Origin of the sequence: Bartonella sp. PS7NMGDW (assembly GCF_042193585.1) — a bacterium.
Classification (GTDB): domain Bacteria; phylum Pseudomonadota; class Alphaproteobacteria; order Rhizobiales; family Rhizobiaceae; genus Bartonella; species Bartonella grahamii.
In genome coordinates, this window is record NZ_JBHILX010000004.1 from 1 (window position 1) to 23,993 (window position 23,993).

Consider the following 23,993-nt stretch of genomic DNA (forward strand, 5'->3'; position numbering starts at 1 on the left):
ATAAGATGTTTGCGGAGTATTTTGGTGGAGGTGCTGGCTATAATGATAAGGGCGAGTGGAGTGCTCCAAGTTTCAAGCTACAAACTGTCAACTCTGAAGGTAGTTCTGAAGAGAAGAGCTATGATAATGTTGCGGATGCATTAGCAGGAGTAGGGACATCTTTCACGAATATTCACAAAGAAATTAACAATGTTGTTAGTGATAGCTTAGTTAAACAAGATGACAAGACGCATGTTATTAGCATTGGAGGCGAAAAAAGTGGCACAAGCATTACCCTTTCCAACATTGATGGAGCGGAACGGACTCTTTCTGGAGTGCGTGGTGGAACGATTTCAGAAACATCCACGGATGCGGTTAATGGTTCACAACTTTATTCTATGAGTAATGTCTTAGCGGCCTATTTAGGAGGAGGAGCCGGCTATAAGGATGGGAAATGGAGTGCACCGGAATTCAAGGTTGCACAATTTAAGAGCGACGGTAGTTCAGATGAGAAGACGAGCTATGATAATGTTGCGGCTGCGTTTGATGGTGTGAATACAGGTATGACCAATATCAACAATCGTATTCATGATGTTGAGAAGAATGTGGCGTCCAATGGTTTAAATTGGAATGAAACTGAAGGAGCGTACGACGCGAAGCATGATGACAAGTCGAGCAAGATTAAGAATGTCTTAGCTGGTAAAGTTGAAGAGAATTCACAAGAAGTTGTGAATGGAGGTCAGCTATGGGAGACGAATGAGAAAGTGAAAGAGGTTGAAAAGAAAGTAGATACGATTGATCAACATGTAAAAGATATTACAACAACGGTTATGGATGGAGCGGTTAAATATGACAAAGATGGTGATGGTAAAAAGACGAATAAGGTTACGTTGGTAGGTGGGAATGAGAGTGATCCAGTTTTGATAGACAATGTAGCGGATGGAAAGATTGAAACGGGCTCGCATGAAGCTGTTAATGGGGGTCAGTTACATGATTACACCGAACAGCAGATGAAGACGGTTCTTGAAGATGCCAATAAGTATACGGATGAGAAAGTTTCTCATATTGTAAAAGATGGAGTTAATGAGGCTAATTCGTATACGGATATGAAGTTTGAGACGTTAAATTATGCTGTTGAGGATGTTCGCAAGGAAGCAAGACAAGCTGCAGCGATTGGTCTAGCGGTGTCAAACTTACGTTACTATGATATACCAGGATCTTTAAGTGTTTCATTTGGTAGTGGTTTATGGCGTAGTCAATCCGCATTTGCTATTGGGGCGGGTTATACATCTGAAGATGGAAATATTCGCTCGAATGTATCTATTACGAGTGCTGGAGGTCACTGGGGGATAGGTGCTGGAATTACTCTGAGGTTGAGATGATAATAGAAAAAATGGCTGTTATTGTAAAAAAGAGAAGTATGTTAGTAAAGGTTTTGTTTGCTCTTGCCTTAATAGGCAAGAGCGAAAGCTTTGCTAATGAGAACAATAATATTTATACAGTGCATCCACCGCACTTATCGATACCTAAGGGAGAACCTGGTGAAACACGTCGAATTATTATGCAGTTTTATGACTGGACTTTGATTTGTGACGAAAAACAAAAGCTTAAACATAAGCAAGGTATATGTAATGTGACACAGACTGTTCATGATCAAGAAGGAAATACCATTTTTAGTTGGTCTCTTGTGTCTACGACAAGTGGTCAAGCAGTGATGCTTTTTCGGACATTGCCAAATTCTGATATAAATGTTCCGATTCAAATGTTTGTAAAAGGTGTTAAAAAACCTGTTCTTATTCATTATACGCAATGCAATGAAACTGTTTGTTTGGCACAATCGCCTGTAGGGCCGGTTTTGACTAAACAAATAGAGCAGGACAATAAAGTACGTATTTCCTATAAAATTAAAGAAGGAAAGGTATTTTCTTTTACTGTACCATTTAAAGGATTAAATGCGGCACTTAATTCTTTACGTCCTTAGAATCCATCGAGTGTTTTTAACAAGATTTATTTTTCATAAATTGTTGTATTATATTTTTGAGTGTAAATTATAAGGCCAAATAAGTAAGAATTTTTATATAATATGATATAGAGGTAATTTATTGGAAAGAGCGAGAGTTTTATGAATATAAAGTCACAATAAGTTCTTTGTATGTAATAGAAATTCAAGTTAGTAATTTCCATAAAGCTTAAAGAGTGATTTCGTTAGTTATTAAAAGTAAAAAAGATTAGCAATACTCGATTTAAAATAATTAAAAAGATAGCTTCCTTACAATAATAAGTAGGCTAAATTCTTTTTTAAAGCTTTAAATGGATTTTTAGAGCGATCTGATTAAGCATTAATATTTTTTAGATAAATTTATAATCCTAGAGAATTTTTTGAACGATAGTTTTAATTGGTATTCACAAAATAACAGCTATTGTAATTGCATTTTGTAGTACTACGGAACTTTTATTCCAGCATAATCAAAGCCATTTCATTGTATACAACAAACGAGGCTCGTGTGTGGATAACGAGATTGAAAAAAGAAAAATTTTTTTATAAACCGTACTAATGTATAGGTTGTTGTGACCTTAAGAGTCAGCAAATAGTATTGTTATAATAGAGGTGTGCTCCGTGTAAATGGTATAAAGAAAAGAGCAAAATTTATAAAAATTGATGCGAACGTAAACGATTAATTTATAGTTTTAAGTACATAAAGAGAAGCATGATTTTACGGAAACAATCAAAAGATTATACAAAAATCTGAATGATGCTAGTGTAGAAAATTTTAATGATAGGCAAAGAAAGAATGATTTTTTGTATTTATCATTTGATGCTGCATTATTGCTTTATTTAGGAATGAGCAGAAGAGTTTTCGCGTTTATTTATTGGGGGGAACGCTCAAGGGATAAAAGAAATGACCCCGTTAAATTATGGTTCAAAAGAGTTAAAGCGAGGAGAAATATACGATACCAAAGCAGATCAGTTGTATGATCAGGGTGGTAGTAATACAAATAATCGTTCTGCATTGTCACGAACAGAGGCATACTCTGTCTTTGTTGATATAAAGAGACAACAGAGAAAAAAACATTATGAACAGAAACAGGCTTTTGTTCAATCTGAGACAGCTTTTGAGTTTCATAGTCAGATAATGATAGCTGCTCAAAAAACAAAAAAACTCAAAGCGCCTTTTCTTCGACGGTTCCCTCCAGTAAAATCTCCACCTCTTTATGCGGCACTCGATCTCGGAACGAATAATTGTCGTCTTCTTATCGCATCTCCCAGTAGACCTGGATATTTTCGTGTTGTTGATGCTTTTTCTCGTATTGTACGATTGGGAGAAGGTTTAATAAATAACGGTTTTCTTAATACACAAGCTATGGATCGTGCGATTGAAGCATTAAAGATTTGTCATTTAAAGCTAAAACAAAGGCATATTAAGCGTTATCGCTTGATTGCAACAGAAGCTTGTCGTTCTGCAGAAAATGGTAGACATTTTATTCAGCGTGTTTTGGAAGAGACAAGTCTTGAATTGGAAATTGTTGATCGGCAAACAGAAGCGCGTTTTGCTGTTACAGGGTGTAGTACACTTGTTGAACCAAATACTGACGCAATTGTACTTTTTGATATTGGAGGAGGATCATCAGAAATTGTGCTACTTGATGTTTCTCAAAGGCGTTCTTTTAGTTTAGCGAGACAAATTATTGCTTGGACTTCTCTTCCTGTTGGTGTTGTTACGCTTGCTGAACGTTTTGGAGGAAATGATATTAGCTTAGACGATTTTGAAAAAATGAAAAGCTATGTGCGAGGGTTATTAAATAATTTTTCAGATCGTCATAAATTAGGAGAGTTAGCGCAAGGTTCGAAGTTTCATCTTTTGGGAACTTCTGGTACGGTTACGACTTTAGCAGGAATGTATCTTAATTTAGAGCGTTATGATAGGAAAAAAGTAGATGGCATTTGGATGAATGATGCAGACATTACACTTATGACACAACGCCTGTTATCATGGGATATAGAAAAACGTGTCATAAGTCCTTTTATTGGGCGCGAGAGAGCAGATTTAGTTTTAGCTGGTTGTGCAATTTTAGATGTTATTCGGGAAGTTTGGCCAAGCCAGCGTTTAAGAGTTGCTGATCGTGGATTAAGGGAAGGAATTTTGATAGATCTGATGTTACGCGATGGGGTATGGTGTCGTCATAGAAAGAGCAGAGGTTCCAAGCGTTAGAGAATTAAATATGGAGACAATGAATAACGATGAAAAAAACAACAAAAACACCGAGAGGTGGCTATGGAGGTTCAGGGTCACATGAATTATATCAGCGCGTAAAAAAGAAAGCAGGAACCATTAAAGCTTCATCACGACGATGGTTAGAGAGGCATCTGAATGATCCTTATGTTCATCAATCAAAAGTAGATGGTTATCGTTCGCGTGCGGCTTATAAACTCATTGAAATTAATGAGCGTTATAGGTTTTTGAAAAAAGGTCAAAAGGTTATTGATCTAGGAGCAGCACCTGGGGGCTGGTGTCAGGTGGCTGAGCGTATAGTAGGGTCAAGTGATGAAGATCCTAGCGTTGTTGGTATTGATTATTTACATGTTGATCCATTGCCTAGAGTTGCCATGTTGGAAATGGATTTTTTACATACAGATGCACCGCAGAAATTAATTGAAACTTTAGGGACAAACCCGGATGTGGTTCTTTCTGATATGGCAGCGCCAACAACAGGTCATCGTCAGACGGATCATTTAAGAACGATTTATTTATGTGAAGTTGCGGCTGATTTTGCTCTTTCGGTTCTTAAGCCTGGGGGACATTTTTTAGCAAAGGCTTTTCAAGGAGGAGCAGAAAATACTCTTCTCACGATACTAAAACAGCATTTTAAAAAAGTCTATCATGTTAAACCACCCGCAAGCCGATCAGAATCAGTAGAGCTTTATCTTCTAGCTCTTGAATTTAAGGGAAAAACAAAAATACAAGAATAGCGCCTTCTTTTAAGAAGCCTTAACTTTACTTAACCTATTTAGATGTGATGATTTTTTCTCAAAGAGTTATCGGCGATATTGACAGTTTTTCTGTTATCAATGATGAAAAACTGGTAAAACTAATGTATTGCCTATAGAGGTAGAGAGATTGATTCCTCAGTGAGTGCTTCCAATGAAATTTCTTGATCAAGCTAAAGTTTATATTCGTTCTGGTAATGGAGGTTCTGGAGCAGTATCATTTCGTCGTGAAAAATTCATAGAATTTGGGGGACCTGATGGGGGGAATGGAGGACGGGGTGGTGATGTTTGGGCTCTTGTTGTTGATGGGCTTAACACGCTGATTGATTATCGCTACCAACAGCATTTTAAAGCAAAAACAGGGGGGCATGGCAAGGGTCGTAATATGACGGGTGAAAAGGGTGATGATGTCATCCTTAAAGTTCCGGTTGGGACGCAAATTTTTGAAGAAGATAATACAACGTTAATCTGTGATTTAACAGAAGTGGGACAGCGCTATCGTCTTGCAAAAGGAGGGAATGGCGGTTTTGGGAATCTTCATTTTACAACATCGACAAATCGGGCACCGCGTCGTGCAAATCCAGGTTTGGCTGGAGAAGAGCGTGCAGTATGGCTTCGTTTGAAGTTAATTGCTGATGCTGGGCTTGTTGGTTTACCTAATGCTGGAAAATCAACTTTTTTAGCTTCTGTAACGGCTGCAAAACCAAAAGTTGCAGATTATCCTTTTACCACTCTACATCCTCATCTTGGTGTTGTACGTATTGATGGTCGTGAATTTGTTTTGGCTGATATTCCAGGATTAATTGAAGGAGCGCATGAAGGTGTGGGAATTGGAGATCGTTTTTTAGGACATGTGGAACGTTGTCGCGTACTGCTTCATCTAATTTCTTCTCAAGAAGAAGATGTAGCAAAAGCATATCAAATTGTGCGTCATGAACTTGAGGCATATGGAAATAATCTAAGTGATAAAACTGAAATTGTCGCTTTAAGCCAGATAGATACTCTGACAATTGAAGAGCGTAAAATGAAACAGGAAGCTTTGCAAAGAGCAGCGGATCAACCTGTTATGATGTTTTCTGCGGTTAGCCGCGAAGGTTTAGAAAATGTGCTGCGTGCTGGTGCACATATTATTGAAATGTCACGCAAAGAGGAGATTAGTGGGGATAGCAAGGTTGATTGAGATGGCTTTTGGATCGCAAAAACTTACACACTATAAACGTATTGTGGTCAAGATTGGATCTGCCCTTTTGGTTGATCCTCAGACAGGTTTACGGGTTGAATGGCTTAAAAGCTTAATCAGTGATGTTGTTGAATTGCACAAAAAAGGCGTAGAGATATTGTTGGTGTCTTCAGGTGCTATTGCTTTAGGAAGGACATTGCTACAGCTTCCTAAAGGGGCTTTGAAATTGGAAGAAAGTCAGGCATGTGCTGCTTTGGGGCAAATTGAGTTAGCAAAAACCTATGGTGATGCCCTTGCTCAACATGGGCTCAAAACAGGCCAAATTTTGCTCACTTTATTTGATACAGAAGAGCGAAGGCGTTATCTCAATGCACGTGCGACGATTAATGTGCTTTTACGTTTTAGAGCAGTACCTGTTATTAATGAGAATGATACTGTTGCGACAAATGAAATTCGTTATGGTGATAATGATCGTTTAGCTGCACGTGTGGCAACAATGATGGGGGCAGATCTTTTAATACTTTTATCTGATATTGATGGTCTTTATACAAAGTCTCCCCATAGTGATCCAACGGCTGAATTTATACCTTTTGTTGCATCCATTACGCATGATATCGAAAAAATGGCAGATGTTGCTGTTTCAGAGTTTTCACGGGGAGGAATGAAGACCAAGCTTGATGCTGGAAAGATAGCTAATGCTGCTGGAACGGCGATGATTATTACCTCAGGCAAGCGTATGAATCCTCTTGCTGCAATTGACAAAGGTGAACGCAAGAGTTTTTTTGCGGCTGGTGAGAAATCTGTTAGTGCTTGGAAAACATGGATTTCTGGTCATTTAGATCCATCTGGTGTTTTGACGATTGATCAAGGAGCCATTAAGGCTCTTGAATCAGGAAAATCATTATTAGCTGCAGGGGTTATTGCCGTTGAGGGAAATTTCCATCGTGGGGATACGGTTGCAATTGTTGATACAAATGGGGTTGAGATTGCGCGTGGACTTGTAAGCTATGGCAAAGATGAGGCTGTACGCATTATAGGATGTAAAAGCGAAGAAATTGAATCTATTCTTGGGTATGAGGCGCGCTCTGCTATGGTGCATCGTAATGATATGATTTTACGTTGCTTGACCAATTCTGTTTAAAAAAGTTACTTTTGTTTTTATTGTTTTGGCAGAGTGGATGATACGATGACTTTAGAAGAACAAATGAAAGATATGGGACAAAAAGCACGTTATGCCGCTGCAGCGTTGGCTGTTGCTTCTTCTGAGCAAAAGAATAATGCATTGGAAATGATCGCTTTAAGTCTAGAGGCTCAATCAGATGAAATTTTACGAGCGAATTGTCAAGATTTAGAGAATGCTGCTCAGAATAATTTGAAAGCTGCAATGATTGATCGGCTAAAATTAGATGACTTGCGTTTACGTGCAATGATAGACAGTGTTCGCCAAGTTGCTCGTTTATCTGATCCTGTTGGACAGGTCATGAGTGCGTGGAAACGTCCAAATGGGCTTCATATAAGTCGTGTACGAACACCTCTTGGTGTGATTGGTATTATTTATGAAAGTCGTCCAAATGTTACAGTTGATGCGAGTGCTTTGTGTTTAAAAGCAGGTAATGCTGCGATTTTGCGCGGGGGTTCGGATAGCTTTCATTCTTCTCATGCTCTTCATTTAGCTTTGGTACAAGGTTTAGAACGCTCTGGTTTACCTAAAGATGCTATCCAAATGGTTGGAACGACAGATCGCGCTGCCGTTGGGGAAATGCTCAAAGGATTGGATGGAGCGATTGATGTGATCGTACCACGTGGTGGAAAGAGCCTTGTTGCCCGTGTTCAGTCTGATGCACGTGTTCCAATTTTTGCTCATCTGGAGGGACTTTGTCATATTTATATTGATAAATCGGCAAATTTAGATATGGCACGCAATATTATTTTAAATGCAAAGTTGCGGCGGACAGGGATATGCGGTGCTGTTGAGACAGTTCTCATTGACAGCCAAGCATTAAAAAAATTTCTTCCTGTTTTAACTGCTTTACAGGAAAAGGGGTGTGAAATTCGTGCCACAGAAGATATTGTTTTTCTTATGCCAGATGTCAAATTAGCTTCTGAAGAAGATTGGTCGCATGAATATCTTGATGCTATTCTTTCTGTTAAAACGGTTGAGGGTGTTGAGGGAGCCATTTCTCATATCAAGCGTTATTCATCAGGACATACGGAATCGATTATTGCTGAGGATTTGGAAGTGGTAAAGAAATTTTTTAATCATTTAGATTCAGCTATTTTGCTGCACAATGCGTCCACACAATTTGCTGATGGAGGTGAATTTGGTTTTGGAATGGAAATTGGTATCGCAACAGGAAAAATGCATGCACGTGGCCCGATAGGTGTTGAACAGCTAACTTCATTTCAATATCATGTTAAAGGAAATGGTCAGGTTAGAGCTTGAGAACACCATTTTTTCCATGGAAAAATTGTATGCCACATGTTGAAAGATCCAATGTTGTGGGTCTTTTTGGTGGTTCCTTTAATCCACCGCATGCGGGGCATCTTCTTGTTGCAAAAATTGCCATTCGGCGTTTGCATCTTGATCAGTTATGGTGGATGATCACTCCAGGAAATCCTTTAAAGGATTGTACACAGTTGCTCTCTTTAGAGGAGAGAATGCAATTAAGTTTTAAACTTATTGACCACCCGAAAATTCGCTTAACAGGTTTTGAACAGGCTATAGGGAGTAAAGTATCAGTAGATACAATTTTTCATATTCTTACCCATTATAGTGACGTAAATTTCGTATGGATTATGGGGGCAGATAGTTTTACGACGATACATCATTGGTATCGATGGCATGATATCGTTTCTATGCTTCCTATTGCGATTATTGATCGTCCTTTAGGCAATCGGTCAGCACTTTCTTCTCCTATGGCACATATTTATCGTCGTTTTCGTTTGGATGAGAGAGAAAGTAAGCGATTACCTTTTATAAAGCCACCAGTTTGGACTTATTTGCATGGACCTTTATCTTTTCAATCTTCAACAAACCTGCGTTTGAAAAAGAATGATTTTTCTTGAACATTTCATAAGATTCTGCTTCTCTTTAGAGAAATCTCTTTTTTAGATTCCACAACGATAAGAAAGGATATTGATCTGAAAAACATTGCACACAAACACTCTTGCGATAGTATGCTTTCAAAAGAAAAAAAAGTTTTTTCTGTTAGTGAGAGTCTTGAAGTTATTCTCAAGAGTTTAGAAGATACAAAAGCAGAAGATATTGTTACTATTGATATTCGAGGAAAGTCATCTTTGGCTGATTATATGGTCATAGCTTCAGCAAATTCGCAGCGTCATGTATCTTCTGTTGCTGATCATTTATTACATACTTGGAAAGATAGTGGGCAGGGGCTTGCGCGTGTAGAAGGGCTTGCTGGAGGTGACTGGGTATTGATTGATACAGGTGATATTATCACTCATCTTTTTCGTCCAGAAATTCGTCTTTTTTATAATTTAGAAAAAATATGGATGACTCCGGATTTAAACGATACAGCTTTGCGTTTCTTCGGAGATCATTAAAATGCAAATTTCTATTTTTGCGGTTGGTCGTATGAAAAGTGGGGCGGAGCAAAAATTAGTTCAGCATTATTTGGATCGTTTTTCTAAAGTTTCTGGAGTTGTAGGCTTTCATTTAAAAAAGTTACAAGAGATACCAGAAAGTCGTGCTCAAACAGCGTGTCAACGTATGGAGGAAGAGGGGAGAAAACTTATTGAATTTTTACCTGAAAAATGTCGATTAATTGTGTTAGATGAGCGTGGAGAATCGATTTCTTCAACTTCTTTTTCTGAAAAATTGAGGTGTTATCGTGATGAAGGCATTCGAGATGTTGTTATTGCTTTGGGAGGACCTGATGGGCATAATGAACAAATAAGGAAGCATGCTGATTTTCTTTTATCTTTTGGTTTGATGACGTGGCCACATCAAATTGCACGTATTCTTCTTACAGAACAACTTTACCGCGCTGTGACAATTGAAAATAATCATCCGTATCATCGTTTTTAATATTTTTGTGCAATTTTTAGCACTTATTTATATATTTATTAATATTGTTTTAGCTGACACCATTTAAAGCATCTCTAATGTATACGATGAGGTGTCATGGTTGGGCAAATGAAAAAGCTTCTTCATAGAAAGACGCTATATTTATATGGGGAGTGCGTGATATTTGTCATTTTGCTCTTGAGTATGTTTTTTTGCTTTTCTGTATCACATGCGGAAGATACAATGAGGAGTACGCAAGCACATAAAGAATTAGGAGAAATTCGCCAAAATATTTCACTTTCGCGTGAGCGTGTTGCTTTTCTTACGCATCAAGTTGAGCATTTAAAAAAAGATCAACGTGTTTTGAGTGATGCACTCATAAAGGCGGCTAAAGAAGAACGTACAGTAGCAGATGATATTGCTAAAAGGGAAGAAAAGCTTAAAAAAATGATAGAAGAGCGGGTACAAGTCTATCAAAGTTTAAAAAGTCGTCGCGCTGAATTTGCGGAAGTTCTTGCAATTTTGGAACGTATGGGATTGAATCCACCTCCTGCTCTTATGATACAGCCAGAGGACGCGTTGGCTTCTATACGTAGTTCTGTTTTATTAGGTACTGTTATTCCTCAGATGCAAGAGAAAACGCGAGATTTAACACAGAAACTCAAGGAGTTGACCAATTTGAGTAATTCCATTACTACGGAATATACGGCATTAAAGACAAAACTGCAAAATCAAGCAGAGCAGCGAAAACGTCTAGAGCTTTTATTAGACAAAAAAAATAAACTACAAAAAAAATCAGAAAAAGAACTTACAGAACAACAACAAAAGAATATTGCTCTTGCTAAAAAAGCGCAGTCTTTGGAAGAATTGATTTTAGAGCTCGACCGTCAGTCAAAACTTAACTCTGATGCATCAGTACAGGTACGGAAAAGTTTGCAATTGTTAGAACAGTCCAATTTTGAAAGCCGAAAAGGTTCTTTACTTTTTCCTGTTTCAGGAAAAAGAATACATCACTCTAACAAGAATTCGCAGATTACGCGCTTTGGTGAAACGATAGAAACAGAGTCAGGAGCTGTTGTTATATCACCTGTGGATGCTTTTGTTGCTTTTGCTGGGCCATTTCGTTCTTACGGACAGTTAATTATTCTCAATGTTGGAAATGGTTATCATATCATTCTTACTGGAATGTCGAGAATTAATGTAAAACAGGGGCAGTTTGTTCTTTCAGGTGAGCCTCTGGGTATAATGGAGATGCAATTTATTTCAAACAGTGTTGCATTGGATATAGGAAAAACTTCTCCAATGCTTTACATTGAGTTTAGAAAGCAGGGAAAACCTGTAAATCCAACTCCTTGGTGGCAGACTGAAAAAATAAGAAGGAGCCAAAATGATTCGTAAAGTTATTCTTTTGGTCGCTGGGGTATTGCTCGGCGCCTGTTCAATGATTATGGTGCAGTCTGTTGCTGCAAATAATGAAGATAATGCATATAAAAAGCTAGCTATATTTGGCGATGTTTTTGAGCGCGTGCGTATGCAATACGTTACAGTTCCAGATGATAAAAAGCTTATTGAAAATGCTATCAATGGCATGCTCACATCACTGGACCCTCATTCATCTTATTTGAATGCTGAAGAAGCCAAGGATATGCGGGATTCTACGAAAGGAGAGTTCGGAGGTCTTGGTATTGAGGTCACTATGGAAAAAAACTTAATTAAAGTTGTTTCACCAATGGATGATACTCCCGCTTCAAAAGCAGGTATTCTAGCAGGAGACCTTATTTCAAAAATTGATGATGTACAAACGAATGGTCAAACATTGAATGAAGCTGTTAATAAGATGCGAGGTGCTCCTGGAACACCAATTACCTTAACAATTATTCGTTCTGGCGTTGATAAGCCATTTGAAGTGAAGATTGTTCGTGATATTATCAAAGTAAAAGCGGTGAAATATCGGGTTGAGGGTGACATTGGATATTTAAGAGTTATCCAGTTTTCTGAGCAGACATTGAATAATCTTCTGGCGGCAATTAAAGATATCCAATCTAAAATTCCTGAAGATAAGCTAAAAGGTTACGTCCTTGATTTGCGGCTTAATCCGGGTGGGCTTTTAGATCAAGCTGTTAGTGTTTCGAGTGCTTTTCTCAATAAAGGTGAAATTGTGTCGACTCGTGGGCGCAAAAAGAGTGATGTGACAAGATTTGATGCGAAGCCAGGTGATGTCATCAGTGGAAAACCGCTCATTGTCCTTATTAATGGTGGTTCGGCAAGTGCTTCTGAAATTGTTGCTGGTGCATTACAAGATCATCGTCGTGCAACAATTTTAGGGACGCAGTCTTTTGGTAAAGGATCTGTTCAAACAATTATTCCTTTGGGTGAAAATGGAGCTTTACGCTTAACAACAGCACTTTATTACACGCCATCTGGCACTTCTATTCAAGGGACAGGGATTACGCCTGATATTATTGTAGAGCAACCACTCCCTGAAAAATATAAGGGTTATGATGTAAAAGTTGGTGAGTCTGCATTAAAAGGACATATCAAAGGAAAACGAGAGAGTAATAAAGGATCTGGTTCAGCTGCTTTTGTTCCGAAAGACCCTAAAGATGATATTCAATTGAATGAGGCCTATAAGCTGTTACGAGGTGAAATGGCAAATGCAGCATTTCCACCAGATCCCAATAAGGATGTGTTAAAGTGAGAAATGATATCTATAGCTTGCGATTTTGAGGAATATTAAATGGATGCAGGTATTAATTTGAAGATTCTTCCATATCGCAAATGTGTTGGGATTGTAGTCTTTAATCATGAGGGTAAAGTTTGGGTTGGGCGTCGTTTAATGGCGCCCATTCATGCAGATATTGACATATCTCATCGTTGGCAGCTTCCTCAAGGAGGGATTGATGAAGATGAAAAACCATTGGATGCAGCATATCGTGAACTTTATGAAGAAACGGGTATTCGATCTGTAAAGTTAATTAAAGAAGCACAAAATTGGTTCCACTATGATTTTCCACAAGAACTTATTGGGTGCACATTAAGCAATAAGTATCGTGGGCAAATACAAAAGTGGTTTGCTTTCCAGTTTACGGGAAAGCTTTCTGAAATTGCGATTAACCCGCCACCAGATGGCAATAAAGCGGAATTCGATCAATGGAAATGGATCGATCTAGAAACCCTTCCGTTGATTGCTGTTTCTTTTAAAAAGCACGTTTATACGAAAGTGGTCAGCGAATTTCGAGGTAGCCTTAGACCATTATAAAAGCTATATGATGATGAGAAAGCTTTTTTTATTAAGATGCTTTATATTATAATAAATAATAAACATGTTTCTCTTTTATGTAAAGAACAGGAATATAAAATGAAAAAGTTATTTAATTTACTTATAGTTTTTACTCTCTTGAGTATTTCATCTGTTGCATTTGCAACAAGTTCAAAGCCTCCTGCATCAAAAGATGCGGCAGCGACATTGCCAAATGGAGCTTCTTCTTTGACTGAAACCTACGGTTTATGGACTATTAACTGTGGTATACAAGAAGGGAAAAGAATTTGTTTTATGCACCGTCAAGAAGTGAATGAGCAGGGGCGTGTTGTTGTGGCTATGGGCCTTACTCTCGATGCTGAGGGTGTTGTATCTGGTAATTTAACAGTTCCTTTTGGTATTTTGGTCTCTAAGCCTGTTCGTTTACAAGTTGATGAGGGAAAAGCTGTTATCGAAACTGGTATTCGGACTTGTGTACCAGCAGGTTGCATGGTTCCTGTCGTTTTTGACAAAAATCACGTAGCAGCTTTACGTTCTGGAAAACAGTTAAAGTTGGCAATGACAATTGCTGCTGCAGGTGAACCAGCTTTGAATGATTTATTTGTTCAGCTCAATGGTTTTAGCAGTGCTCTTAACCGTTTGACTGCTTTGCAGAAATAATTTTAAAAATAAAAGCGGCCTTTAAAAGGCCGTTTTTATTTTGTTTGTTTTTTATATATTAATAATTAAAACGATGAGATTTAAGATTAATCCTATAAGGGATATTCAGATTTTTTGCTGTTTCTTCTATTTTCATGTGCTATTTTTAATTTTGATATTTGTTTTCTAGCTGCATCGTCATTAAATAGAGAGATGAAGAATTTAGATGTCTGGTTTTTATTCAAGAAAAAAGAGTATTGAAGTATAAAACCATTTTTTGATACACAAACCTGCTTTAATGAAGGTTTTCTATACGCTCTTCTGTTTCCTTGATTGAAAGGGATCACGCATGATTTATGCATTGCTTCGGACGATTGATTTGATTTTTGATATTTATATTGATATTTTAATCGCTAGTGTTATTTTTTCTTGGCTTTATGTCTTTAATATTATAAATTCGCGCAATCGCTTTGTTGTTTTGATAGGAAGCTTTCTAAATCGTCTTACAAATCCTGTTCTAAGCCGTATCCGGCAAATTTTACCAAATTTTGGAACAATTGATATTTCACCTATTGTAGTGTTCATTATTATTTATTTTATTCGTAATTTCATGTGGCGCGTTTACGCAAACATGTATTTATAGAAATATTATTTGAGGCGAATACATGTTTTATCAAGTTGATAAAAATAACTTGATTTTGTTTGTATATCTCATTCCCAAATCATCTGTTGACAAAATAATAGGGGTTGAATGTAGAGATGGTGAAAAACAATATCTGGTTATACGCCTTCGTGCTGTTCCTGAAGATGGAAAAGCGAATAAAGCTCTCATTAAATTTCTTGCGAAGCAGTGGAGAATACCGTCTTCTTCTATTTCTCTGAAAAATGGCGCAATATCTCGCTACAAACAACTTTACTTTTCAACACATTTAGAAGAGTTAAAGCAGATATGGCAATCCTTTAGAGATTGCATCTCGTAGAAAAAATAAATAATAAAGCCTATTATAAAAACAGGCTTTATTTTATTAAAATCGTTATATTTTTTTATTGCGCTCAACAGCTTGCTTAATTAATTCATAAGCAAAGTTTTTATCACGCCATCCTTCAATTTTAGCCCATTTTCCAGGTTCCAGATCTTTGTAATGCTTGAAGAAATGTTCAATTTGTTTGAGAGTAATCTCGGGTAGATCTGTATAGTCATGAATATTGATATAGCGTTTTGTTAATTTTGGAGTGGGAATGGCAATAATTTTTTCATCTTTACCACCATCATCTTCCATCATCAGAGCTCCGATGGGGCGAACATTGATAACACAACCAGGCATAAGTGGACGGGTATTACAGATAAGGACATCAATAGGATCACCGTCATCTGAAAGCGTATGAGGGACAAAACCGTAATTTCCAGGATAAACCATTGATGTATGAAGAAAACGGTCAACAAATAATGCGCCCGACTTTTTATCCATCTCATATTTTATTGGTTCACCACCAAGGGAGACTTCCACAATAACGTTAATATCTTCTGGTGGATTTTTGCCTACGGGTATTTCCTTAATATTCATAGAGACATCCTTTCTGGGATATAGTGAGGCTCAATACAATTAAATATTTTACCAAAGAGATTATGAAATTAACTTGAAATTGATGCACGTGTTTTTTCAAAACGTTTACGTTCATTAGGATCAAGATAGAGTTTGCGGAGACGAATATTTTTAGGGGTTACTTCCACAAGCTCATCATCTTGTATCCACGATAAGGCACGTTCTAATGTCATTTTAATGGGAGGCGTTAGCTTTACGGCTTCATCTTTTCCGGAAGCGCGCATATTGGTGAGTTTTTTTCCTTTTAACACATTAACTTCTAAGTCATTATCTCGTGAGTGGATGCCAATAATCATACCTTGATAGACTTTCACACCCGCATCGATGATCATAGGTCCACGATCTTCAAGATTAAAAAGAGCATAAGCGACAGATTCACCGTTGTCATTTGAAATCATAACACCATTAACACGACCAGCAATGTCTCCTTTATAAGGTTCATAAGCATGGAAAAGGCGATTCATAATTGCTGTACCACGTGTGTCCGTTAAAAGTTCAGATTGATAACCAATGAGTCCTCGGGTTGGTGCATAAAAGACAAGGCGGACACGATTACCTCCAGAAGGGCGTAATTCCACCATTTCTCCCTTACGTTCAGACATTTTTTGTACAACAGTACCGGAATATTCTTCATCAACATCGATAACAACTTCTTCGATTGGCTCAAGAGTTATTCCATTTTCATCTTTTTGCATAACAACACGTGGGCGTGAAACACTAAGCTCAAATCCTTCACGGCGCATATTTTCAATGAGAACTGCAAGCTGTAATTCTCCTCGCCCTGAAACGTAGAAAGAATCTTTATCGGCTGATTCTTCAATTTTAAGAGCGACATTGCCTTCTGCTTCTTTTAACAATCGGTCACGAATGACACGACTTGTTACTTTATCGCCTTCAGTTCCAGCAAGGGGACTATCGTTGACGAGAAAACTCATAGTAACAGTAGGAGGATCAATTGGTTGGGCAGTAAGGGGTTCATTAACAGCAGGATCACAGAAAGTATCAGCTACGGTACCTTTTTGTAGGCCTGCAATCGCAACAATATCACCAGCACTTCCTTCTTCAATGGGTTGCCGTTCTAAGCCACGAAATGCTAAAATTTTTGAAATACGCCCAGTTTCTAAAAGTTTTCCATCTTGTCCAAGAACCTTGACACTTTGATTGGGTTTTAGAGAGCCAGAATGAATCCGCCCTGTAATAATTCGTCCCAAAAACGGATCCGCTTCAAGAATAGTTCCAATCATGCGGAACGGTCCTTCTGCTACACTAGGAGAAGGGACATGCTGTGTCACAAGATCAAATAAAGGACCTAATCCATGATCTTTTGGTCCCTCGGGGGCTTCAGCCATCCATCCATCGCGTCCAGATCCATAAAGAATAGGAAAATCAAGCTGTTCATCGGTTGCGTCAAGAGCAGCAAAAAGGTCAAAAACCTCATTAATGACTTCATCAACGCGTGCATCCGGTCGGTCAATTTTATTAATAGCAACAATAGGGCGCAAACCCACTTTCAATGCTTTGCCAACGACAAATTTTGTTTGTGGCATTGGTCCTTCAGCAGCATCAACAAGTACAATGGCTCCATCAACCATATTTAGGATACGTTCAACTTCTCCGCCAAAGTCGGCGTGTCCTGGTGTATCAACAATATTAATTCGAGTATCTTTCCAAACAACAGATGTCACTTTCGCTAGGATTGTAATTCCACGTTCTTTTTCAATATCGTTTGAATCCATCATACGTTCGCTTGTACGCTGATTATCACGGAAGTTTCCTGATTGCTTGAGAAGTCCGTCTACAAGCGTTGTTTTCCCATGGTCAACGTGGGCAATGATGGCAATGTTACGCAATTGCATAAATTTTCTTCTTTTCGTTTAATGAAATTTCATTTGAGGCAAAGTCTTTACATTCTTTGCCTGACTATTAAAAAACCTTTTACATGTTTTTTTATAATTTTGGAAGATGGAGGCAATATTTTTATGGCAAAACTATTTATCCAAGTCTTTAAGGCTCTATTAAGCTTCAATTGCTGGAGCTTCGTAAAAGGATTTTTATAGTACGTATGTTCTATTCTTGAGCTAAGAATTATCCCAAAAATCACCGTCAATTTGATTTTTATCAATATGATGTAAGGAATTTATATGAGCTCTTGTAAGAGTAAGTAAGTATAAAGCTAGCCGTATTATTGTTGTTTTTTTGCAAAGAGATTGATAAAAATCCGGAATATCTCTTAATTCATAGCCAATTTATTACAACTGTACGATATTTTTATTCTAACACAGCTTTTTCTTATTCTATAACTTGTCAATCAAAATCCAGATCTAATGCAACCGTGTATTTGAGGTAAATATTGAGACGATTAAGCATTTTATAAGAAGTTCTAGCTTTTGTATGACAGATTGGGGCAAGAATTATATCTGTTTTATTTATTTATTTATGAAACCGGAATACAGTCTTTTTTAGAAAGAAGATGAAGGCATCAAAAGAAAATTCTTATCTTTGCCGTTAAGCCAAACTTATGCTTTCAAAAGCATCTAAGCAATATCTTCTAAGCCATGGAGATAGTGCATTACCTCACACTTTTGTTAATCGCATTCTCTAATAGGAGTATGCTTTTCATGCCAAACAGAACGCTTCAAACAGAATACACTTGTTGTTGCATATTCATGTACTTAAGAGAGTTTTCTGAACGTACACTAAATCCATTCCATGATAGGGCTCATAAATGATGTAATATACGTGAATAGTATACCTATCAACACCTTTGTGAAGAAATATAAAGCCTATAGAGCATATCATTATTATTCTTTCTCAGCTGTCAATATTGCAACAGTTTTTGATACGAGAGAGAGGATATAAGGAGTATTTAATTTTTTTCTTGAATAGTTTTTAGCTATACACCAATCCCGTTTGTGACTGGCAAGAAGATGACTTTAATCGATTTAATATAAAAAGCTTTATGATGAGGTAAATTTACGATATTCGGAGCTGTTATTCAATAAAAATAATAAATTGTTTATGGAGCGGTGCGCTAGAAAATAAATTAATGGAGCTTATTCTCTTCTGGAAAGATCTTAGGTTACATGACAAAGTCTTTCCAGAAGAAAGAGTTTCTACTTTACATGTTTAAAGAAGAGTTCCTGACAAAATGATGGAAGCTACAGAGAAATAGATTATAATGCCCATGACATCTACTAAAGTTGCCACAAAAGGAGCAGAAGCACTTGCTGGATCAAATTTTAAACCTTTAAGAATAAAAGGCAGCATAGATCCAGAAAGAGAACCAAAGGTAACGATTCCGACTAAAGCTGTACCCACTGTTGTCGAAACAGCAATCCAATGTTGCCCATAGTCGTAGATACCGAATTGTTGCCAAAGAGCAATGCGCGTAATGCCAATAATTCCGAGTAAGAGACCAAGAGATAGTCCTGTTGGAATTTCACGAATGAACACTTTCCACCAGTCTTTCAACGTGAGTTCACGTAAAGCCAATGCACGGATAATAAGGGATGTAGCCTGTGAGCCGGAATTTCCTCCTGAGCTCATAATGAGAGGTATGAACAGTGTAAGAATAATCGCTTTTTCGAGTTCTGTTTCGAAATGTTGCATAGCACTTGCTGTCAGCATTTCACCGACAAAGAGTAAAGCGAGCCATCCGCCACGTTTTTTCATCATTTCAGGAAATTTAATTTGCATATAGGGCTTATTAAGCGCTTCCATACCCCCAAATTTATAGGCATCTTCATTCATCTCATCAACCATAGTATCAAGCACGTCATCGACGGTTACAATGCCAATGACATGGTTACTTTCATCAACTACAGGCACAGAGAGAAGATCATGGCGCTGGAAAAGGCGTGCGATATCTTCATGATGTGTGAAGGGCGATATTGTAATGGGCGAGTCATGGGTAGGGACATTAAGAATTTGTTCATCAGGTGAGGCAAGAATAAGGTTACGCAGTGAAACAGCTTTGAGAAGAATACCTGTTTTAGGGTCAATTACATAGCTGGTATAAACGGTTTCACGTGTTCGCTCGACCTCACGAATGTGATCCAACGTTTTTTGTATAGTCCAGTTTGAAGGAACGGCTATAAACTCTGTTGTCATCAGTGCCCCTGCTGTATGATCAGGATAACTGGTGAGTTTTTTAAGTTCAGCGCGCGTTAAGGGTTTAAGCAAGGCATAAAGTCGTGTGCGGGTTTCTTTATCCATTTCTTGAAAGACGTCCGCAGCAGCATCGGCAGACATGCCATCAAGAATTTCAACTGCACGATTTATAGGGAGAAGTTCTAGGATGGAAGCAGGTTGCTCAAGCTCTGGTTTATCAAAAAGTTCGATAACATAATCAAGAGGCAGAAGACTAAGAATGGTTACACGTTCCATGATATCGAGGTCATTGATGATATCAATAGAGTCTGCAAAATGCTGATTTTTTAACTTTTCAGCGAGAGCTTCAGGAGAAAAATTTTTGAAGTCGAAGGTCGTTTTAATTTCAGTCATGATAAAGTACCTCCTGAAGAGTTGGAGAGTTGTAAATCTAGATAATAGATGAGATAAAAACAAAAGTTTATGGAAGATTTAAAAAACTCCCCAGCTATATTCCCAATTGTTAATATTTGAAGTAAAGTCAAGGGTAAATTATAGGTTATAAACAAGTTTCTGAATCAATAAAACAAGAATACAGTTTAATTTGAGAATAATATAAAAGCGTAAATGTAAAAATCAGTTCTGATTTTTACCATCATTTCTTTGATGCAGTTTTGCGATTTTCAAAAGGATCTACAGCAATATTTTCTAAAGAGTGGAGATTATGCCTTTCTTCAAGTGTTTTTATTAATATGCAATTGTATTGTGATGTGCGAACGAATAATCTTTATTTCTCCAATATAATATGGTTTGAAATGAAAGAATTTTACGATTTCTAGATTTTTTTATTCAATAGCGTTTGGAAAGGTCGTTTTGAAACTCACGAAATAGTTTTAGTATATTATCAATTTGTGTCGTAAAGATAATCGTTACAGCTTAAATTTATAATGGAGACATAAAGTATTATGACAAAAGCAGCAGTGCTGGACTGGAAGGGATTTTCAGGTCTTCCTGATTTTTCTTCTATCAGTGATGAAGATTTTAAACCCGCTTTTGAACAGGCTCTTCAAGAAGCCGAAGAAGAACTAGAGGCGATTGCGATGGTGCAAGAACCACCAACGCTTGAGAGTTTTTTGCAGCCTTTTGAGCTTTGTGGCAAAGCGCTTGATCGTGTTTGTTCAATATTTTTCTTGCGCACCAGTGCTCATACGAATGTATTAATTCAACAGCTAGAGCAAGAGTTCGTTGTAAAACTTTCTCGTTATTCTTCAAAAATGATGATGGATGCACGGATATTTGCAAAAATAGATGTGCTTTATAAACAGTCGCAGCTGGGCATATTTGAGAGTGAAACAACACGTGTTCTTGAATTATGGTGGAAAAAGTTCGTTTGTCATGGGGCAAAACTCGATGAAAAAGCTAAGAAACGGCTTTTGGAAATTAATGAAAGACTTGCTTTTTTAAATGCTACTTTTGGACAAAATGTCTTAAATGATGAAGCTGAATGGATTCTGTTTTTAAAACAGACCGACTTATCTGGTTTACCGCAAGATCTCATTGATTCAATGAAGGAAATTGCGTGTGAAAGAGGTAATGAAGAAGCGTATGCATTAACACTAGCACGTTCGATTGTTGAACCTTTTTTAAAATTCTCTGATCGTCGTGATTTGCGTGAGGTTGCATTCCAAGCTTGGGCTAAACGTGGTGAAAATAATAACAAGAATGATAATAAAACAATTATTGTAGAGATTGTTGCGCTTCGAGATGAGCAGGCTAAATTATTAGGATATAAATCTTTTGCAGATTTGAAACTCGATAATACCATGGCTAAAAGTGTTGATTCCGTTATGGATTTGCTTATGCCTGTATGGGAGCGTGCAAGAGCAAAGGCTTCTACTGAGCAAATTGAATTACAAAATTTTGCCAACAATCAGGGCAGCAATGAATCTTTAGCTGCTTGGGATTGGCGTTATTATACTGAAAAACTTCGCACTGAAAAACTTTCTTTCGATAGCGCTGAAATTAAATATTATTTTCAGCTTGATCGTATGATTAAAGCGGCTTTTGGGGTAGCAGAAAAACTCTTTGGCATTACGTTTGAAGAAAAAAATGCTGTTGCACTTTGGCATCCTGATGCACGTTTGTGGGAAGTAAAAAAGTCTGATGGAAGTCTACTTGGGCATTTCATTGGTGATTATTTTGCACGTTCTTCAAAACGGTCCGGTGCGTGGATGAGTAGTTTGCAATCACAATATAAATTGGATGGCGGACAAAAGCCTATTATCTACAATGTTTGTAATTTTGCTAAACCACCCAAAGGGGAGGTTGCTCTTTTATCACTTGATGATGCGCGTACGCTTTTCCACGAATTTGGGCATGCATTGCATGGTTTGCTTTCTGATGTCACATGGCCATCTGTATCGGGAACATCTGTTTCACGTGATTTTGTTGAGCTGCCTTCTCAACTTTACGAACATTGGTTAACTGTACCAGAGATATTAAAATCTTATGCTACGCATGCAAAAACAGGACATCCTATGCCGCAAGCATTAATGGATAAGGTTTTGTCAGCACAGACATTTAATGCTGGCTTTGCTGCAGTTGAATTTACTTCATCAGCTCTCGTAGATATGGCTTTTCATAAAGGACAAAAGGTAACTGATCCAACAGGATTTGAACGCCAAGAATTAGAAAAGCTGCAAATGCCTGATACAATTATTATGCGCCATCGTCCTCCACATTTTACGCATATATTTTCAGGTGATGGTTACGCCGCTGGTTACTATTCTTATATGTGGGCGGAAGTCCTTGATGCTGATGCTTTTCAGGCTTTTGAAGAAACGGGAGATGTTTTTAATTCAGAGCTTGCTGATAAGTTGAAACGTTTTATTTACTCTGCTGGGGGAAGTCGTGATCCAGAGGAGCTTTATAAAGCTTTTCGGGGACGGATGCCTTTACCAGAGGCAATGATTAACAAACGTGGACTATAAGATATAACGGTATGGTTAATACCATGCCGTTTTCATATTATTCGAAAAATGCAGTTGTGATTTATACGAATTCTCTCTTCATTATAGCTCTGTAAACAGAGTTTTTTATCTTGTTCACCTTTTGTTTATGAAGGAAATTAGATTTTGTCTTTTAAAGAGACATTATGGGAAAGAAAAATTATCAGCTCGATCTTTTTGATGCCCATTTGGTGCAAACCATGATTTTTTTATAAAACTTGACTTTCTTTTGCCTAAAAGGTGAGTGTTTTGTTGTGCCATATCATCGAGGCTCATTGGAGGCTGACGCATAATATTGCTCCGCTCTTTATTCTCTGATTCTTGTATAAGTTTTTGAATAGCTTGATCGGTTGAGTAAGGATTTTTATGAGAAAAGGCATAAAAATTTAAAATATTTTTCAATGGTTTTTCTAAATAAGAGGCAAGTTTTTTCTTTCCTTCAGAGGTGAAATGCATGCCATTATTGGTGCGTAATTTGGTTATTTTTCCATTAATATCATAGCCTGAAAAAGAAAAATTTCCTGTCTCATCACTAAAGCCGCTCCAGATATCGAGGAAATATCCTCCTGCTGTTTCTGTTTCTTGTTTATAGAGCACATTAAAAATTTTCATTTTTTGTGTCAAAAGGTCATTTCTAAAGGCAGGTTGACTTATCCATATCCATGATTTTCTAGAGGCATGAAGACTTTCAACAATTTCGATAATTCTTTGTTTGTAGATGTGCATCCATTCTGATTGATCTGTGTTAATTGTTCTATAAGAGTCTGTGATTGGTTGATTATCATTTGCACCGATCATCATGATAATAACATCGGGGTTATTTTGATCAATGAGTTTAGGAATATTGCTTTGCCAAGAATAATAATTCGTCCGAACTAAGCCGGAAGCTGGCATTGTATTGTTCATGATAACGATATCGCTATTATTTATAAAAAACTTCTTAAGTGCATCGGCAACAGCAGAAGCTGTAAAATCCCCTATGACAAGAATGCGCTTTGCATTCTCATCTTTTAGCTTTTGTATGTTTTTTTGTGTTACGATCTTTTTTTGCGGCTTGTCTATTTTTTGTTCTATAATTTGCGGTGGTTGTTGCGTCTGTTTGTTATGTTGTGATAACCATTTGAAGAAGTTCGTTGCTTTACTTGGGGATGGCTGTATGATCCCCACAATGGAAAGTGAAAATAGCAATAATGCCAAGTATATCAGGCGAACAGAAGACAA

The 23,993-nt window shown here is 37.5% G+C and carries 21 protein-coding genes; 17 read left to right on the forward strand and 4 right to left on the reverse strand.

Features of this window, described 5'->3' with window-relative positions; all coding sequences use genetic code 11:
• The 16 genes from ACFIKJ_RS03075 to ACFIKJ_RS03150 form a co-directional block, all read left to right on the forward strand.
• The coding region (locus ACFIKJ_RS03075; protein WP_375653768.1) for a Vomp family autotransporter at nucleotides 1–1,361 on the forward strand (1,361 nt) is incomplete at its 5' end.
• Complete coding sequence (locus ACFIKJ_RS03080) at nucleotides 1,358–1,960, forward strand: invasion associated locus B family protein (protein ID WP_375625562.1); 603 nt, start codon at nucleotides 1,358–1,360, stop codon at nucleotides 1,958–1,960. The genes ACFIKJ_RS03075 and ACFIKJ_RS03080, both read left to right, overlap by 4 nt.
• 919 nt (nucleotides 1,961–2,879) lie before the next feature.
• Entirely contained in the window at nucleotides 2,880–4,190 is a 1,311-nt protein-coding gene (locus ACFIKJ_RS03085) for a Ppx/GppA phosphatase family protein (RefSeq protein ID WP_375653769.1), read from the forward strand.
• Between the two features lie 29 nt (nucleotides 4,191–4,219).
• Nucleotides 4,220–4,948 (forward strand): RlmE family RNA methyltransferase, encoded by a 729-nt coding sequence (locus ACFIKJ_RS03090; protein WP_375653770.1) that lies wholly within the window; start codon nucleotides 4,220–4,222, stop codon nucleotides 4,946–4,948.
• Nucleotides 4,949–5,120: 172 nt separating this feature from the next.
• Nucleotides 5,121–6,146: a GTPase ObgE gene (gene obgE, locus ACFIKJ_RS03095; protein ID WP_375670250.1), complete on the forward strand. Its 1,026-nt coding sequence runs from the start codon at nucleotides 5,121–5,123 to the stop codon at nucleotides 6,144–6,146.
• 1 nt (nucleotide 6,147) lies between these two features.
• Entirely contained in the window at nucleotides 6,148–7,287 is a 1,140-nt protein-coding gene (gene proB, locus ACFIKJ_RS03100) for a glutamate 5-kinase (protein ID WP_375651787.1), read from the forward strand.
• Between the two features lie 45 nt (nucleotides 7,288–7,332).
• Nucleotides 7,333–8,589, forward strand: coding sequence for a glutamate-5-semialdehyde dehydrogenase (locus ACFIKJ_RS03105; protein WP_375670251.1), 1,257 nt, complete (start codon nucleotides 7,333–7,335; stop codon nucleotides 8,587–8,589).
• A 29-nt stretch (nucleotides 8,590–8,618) separates the two neighbouring features.
• Complete coding sequence (locus ACFIKJ_RS03110; protein WP_375626679.1) at nucleotides 8,619–9,212, forward strand: nicotinate-nucleotide adenylyltransferase; 594 nt, start codon at nucleotides 8,619–8,621, stop codon at nucleotides 9,210–9,212.
• Between the two features lie 111 nt (nucleotides 9,213–9,323).
• Entirely contained in the window at nucleotides 9,324–9,710 is a 387-nt protein-coding gene (gene rsfS / locus ACFIKJ_RS03115; protein ID WP_375626681.1) for a ribosome silencing factor, read from the forward strand.
• Between the two features lies 1 nt (nucleotide 9,711).
• The gene (gene rlmH / locus ACFIKJ_RS03120) at nucleotides 9,712–10,194 is read left to right on the forward strand and encodes a 23S rRNA (pseudouridine(1915)-N(3))-methyltransferase RlmH (protein ID WP_375651789.1); all 483 of its coding nucleotides are present in this window, start codon (nucleotides 9,712–9,714) and stop codon (nucleotides 10,192–10,194) included.
• Between the two features lie 96 nt (nucleotides 10,195–10,290).
• Nucleotides 10,291–11,571, forward strand: a complete 1,281-nt coding sequence (locus ACFIKJ_RS03125; RefSeq protein ID WP_375648621.1) for a murein hydrolase activator EnvC family protein — start codon at nucleotides 10,291–10,293, stop codon at nucleotides 11,569–11,571.
• Complete coding sequence (locus tag ACFIKJ_RS03130; RefSeq protein ID WP_375626687.1) at nucleotides 11,561–12,871, forward strand: S41 family peptidase; 1,311 nt, start codon at nucleotides 11,561–11,563, stop codon at nucleotides 12,869–12,871. Before ACFIKJ_RS03125 ends, ACFIKJ_RS03130 begins: the two co-directional genes overlap by 11 nt.
• Nucleotides 12,872–12,910: 39 nt before the next feature.
• Nucleotides 12,911–13,432, forward strand: a complete 522-nt coding sequence (locus tag ACFIKJ_RS03135) for an RNA pyrophosphohydrolase (RefSeq protein ID WP_375648622.1) — start codon at nucleotides 12,911–12,913, stop codon at nucleotides 13,430–13,432.
• Between the two features lie 99 nt (nucleotides 13,433–13,531).
• Complete coding sequence (locus ACFIKJ_RS03140) at nucleotides 13,532–14,092, forward strand: invasion associated locus B family protein (protein ID WP_375626691.1); 561 nt, start codon at nucleotides 13,532–13,534, stop codon at nucleotides 14,090–14,092.
• A gap of 328 nt (nucleotides 14,093–14,420) precedes the next feature.
• Nucleotides 14,421–14,714: a YggT family protein gene (locus ACFIKJ_RS03145; RefSeq protein ID WP_375626693.1), complete on the forward strand. Its 294-nt coding sequence runs from the start codon at nucleotides 14,421–14,423 to the stop codon at nucleotides 14,712–14,714.
• 22 nt (nucleotides 14,715–14,736) lie between these two features.
• Nucleotides 14,737–15,051 carry a DUF167 domain-containing protein gene (locus tag ACFIKJ_RS03150; RefSeq protein WP_375625575.1) on the forward strand — a complete coding sequence of 105 codons (315 nt, stop codon included), beginning with the start codon at nucleotides 14,737–14,739 and terminating at the stop codon, nucleotides 15,049–15,051.
• Nucleotides 15,052–15,105: 54 nt separating this feature from the next.
• Here the strand turns inward: ACFIKJ_RS03150 and ppa are convergent, their stop codons facing one another.
• From ppa to mgtE, 3 genes are all read right to left on the reverse strand, one after another.
• Nucleotides 15,106–15,636 carry an inorganic diphosphatase gene (gene ppa / locus ACFIKJ_RS03155; protein ID WP_375648623.1) on the reverse strand — a complete coding sequence of 177 codons (531 nt, stop codon included), beginning with the start codon at nucleotides 15,634–15,636 and terminating at the stop codon, nucleotides 15,106–15,108.
• 68 nt (nucleotides 15,637–15,704) lie between these two features.
• Nucleotides 15,705–17,531: a translational GTPase TypA gene (gene typA / locus ACFIKJ_RS03160; RefSeq protein WP_375626698.1), complete on the reverse strand. Its 1,827-nt coding sequence runs from the start codon at nucleotides 17,529–17,531 to the stop codon at nucleotides 15,705–15,707.
• Between the two features lie 1,270 nt (nucleotides 17,532–18,801).
• On the reverse strand, nucleotides 18,802–20,178 hold the full coding sequence (gene mgtE, locus ACFIKJ_RS03165) for a magnesium transporter (protein WP_012754587.1): 1,377 nt from the start codon (nucleotides 20,176–20,178) through the stop codon (nucleotides 18,802–18,804).
• A gap of 551 nt (nucleotides 20,179–20,729) precedes the next feature.
• Here mgtE and ACFIKJ_RS03170 point away from each other — a divergent pair.
• Entirely contained in the window at nucleotides 20,730–22,754 is a 2,025-nt protein-coding gene (locus ACFIKJ_RS03170; RefSeq protein WP_375626701.1) for a M3 family metallopeptidase, read from the forward strand.
• A gap of 162 nt (nucleotides 22,755–22,916) precedes the next feature.
• Here the strand turns inward: ACFIKJ_RS03170 and ACFIKJ_RS03175 are convergent, their stop codons facing one another.
• Nucleotides 22,917–23,993, reverse strand: a complete 1,077-nt coding sequence (locus ACFIKJ_RS03175; RefSeq protein WP_375626703.1) for an SGNH family hydrolase — start codon at nucleotides 23,991–23,993, stop codon at nucleotides 22,917–22,919.

What these genes read in the sequence shown, in the direction of transcription:
- ACFIKJ_RS03135 (WP_375648622.1), top strand. Translation starts at nt 12,911, where the DNA reads ATGGATGCAGGTATTAATTTGAAGATTCTTCCATATCGCAAATGTGTT.
- ACFIKJ_RS03145 (WP_375626693.1), top strand. Translation starts at nt 14,421, where the DNA reads ATGATTTATGCATTGCTTCGGACGATTGATTTGATTTTTGATATTTAT.
- ACFIKJ_RS03080 (WP_375625562.1), top strand. Translation starts at nt 1,358, where the DNA reads ATGATAATAGAAAAAATGGCTGTTATTGTAAAAAAGAGAAGTATGTTA.
- ACFIKJ_RS03090 (WP_375653770.1), top strand. Translation starts at nt 4,220, where the DNA reads ATGAAAAAAACAACAAAAACACCGAGAGGTGGCTATGGAGGTTCAGGG.
- ACFIKJ_RS03105 (WP_375670251.1), top strand. Translation starts at nt 7,333, where the DNA reads ATGACTTTAGAAGAACAAATGAAAGATATGGGACAAAAAGCACGTTAT.
- ACFIKJ_RS03150 (WP_375625575.1), top strand. Translation starts at nt 14,737, where the DNA reads ATGTTTTATCAAGTTGATAAAAATAACTTGATTTTGTTTGTATATCTC.
- ACFIKJ_RS03085 (WP_375653769.1), top strand. Translation starts at nt 2,880, where the DNA reads ATGACCCCGTTAAATTATGGTTCAAAAGAGTTAAAGCGAGGAGAAATA.
- proB (WP_375651787.1), top strand. Translation starts at nt 6,148, where the DNA reads ATGGCTTTTGGATCGCAAAAACTTACACACTATAAACGTATTGTGGTC.
- rsfS (WP_375626681.1), top strand. Translation starts at nt 9,324, where the DNA reads ATGCTTTCAAAAGAAAAAAAAGTTTTTTCTGTTAGTGAGAGTCTTGAA.
- typA (WP_375626698.1), bottom strand. Translation starts at nt 17,531, where the DNA reads ATGCAATTGCGTAACATTGCCATCATTGCCCACGTTGACCATGGGAAA.
- ppa (WP_375648623.1), bottom strand. Translation starts at nt 15,636, where the DNA reads ATGAATATTAAGGAAATACCCGTAGGCAAAAATCCACCAGAAGATATT.
- ACFIKJ_RS03140 (WP_375626691.1), top strand. Translation starts at nt 13,532, where the DNA reads ATGAAAAAGTTATTTAATTTACTTATAGTTTTTACTCTCTTGAGTATT.
- obgE (WP_375670250.1), top strand. Translation starts at nt 5,121, where the DNA reads ATGAAATTTCTTGATCAAGCTAAAGTTTATATTCGTTCTGGTAATGGA.
- rlmH (WP_375651789.1), top strand. Translation starts at nt 9,712, where the DNA reads ATGCAAATTTCTATTTTTGCGGTTGGTCGTATGAAAAGTGGGGCGGAG.
- ACFIKJ_RS03170 (WP_375626701.1), top strand. Translation starts at nt 20,730, where the DNA reads ATGACAAAAGCAGCAGTGCTGGACTGGAAGGGATTTTCAGGTCTTCCT.
- ACFIKJ_RS03125 (WP_375648621.1), top strand. Translation starts at nt 10,291, where the DNA reads ATGGTTGGGCAAATGAAAAAGCTTCTTCATAGAAAGACGCTATATTTA.
- ACFIKJ_RS03110 (WP_375626679.1), top strand. Translation starts at nt 8,619, where the DNA reads ATGCCACATGTTGAAAGATCCAATGTTGTGGGTCTTTTTGGTGGTTCC.
- mgtE (WP_012754587.1), bottom strand. Translation starts at nt 20,178, where the DNA reads ATGACTGAAATTAAAACGACCTTCGACTTCAAAAATTTTTCTCCTGAA.
- ACFIKJ_RS03130 (WP_375626687.1), top strand. Translation starts at nt 11,561, where the DNA reads ATGATTCGTAAAGTTATTCTTTTGGTCGCTGGGGTATTGCTCGGCGCC.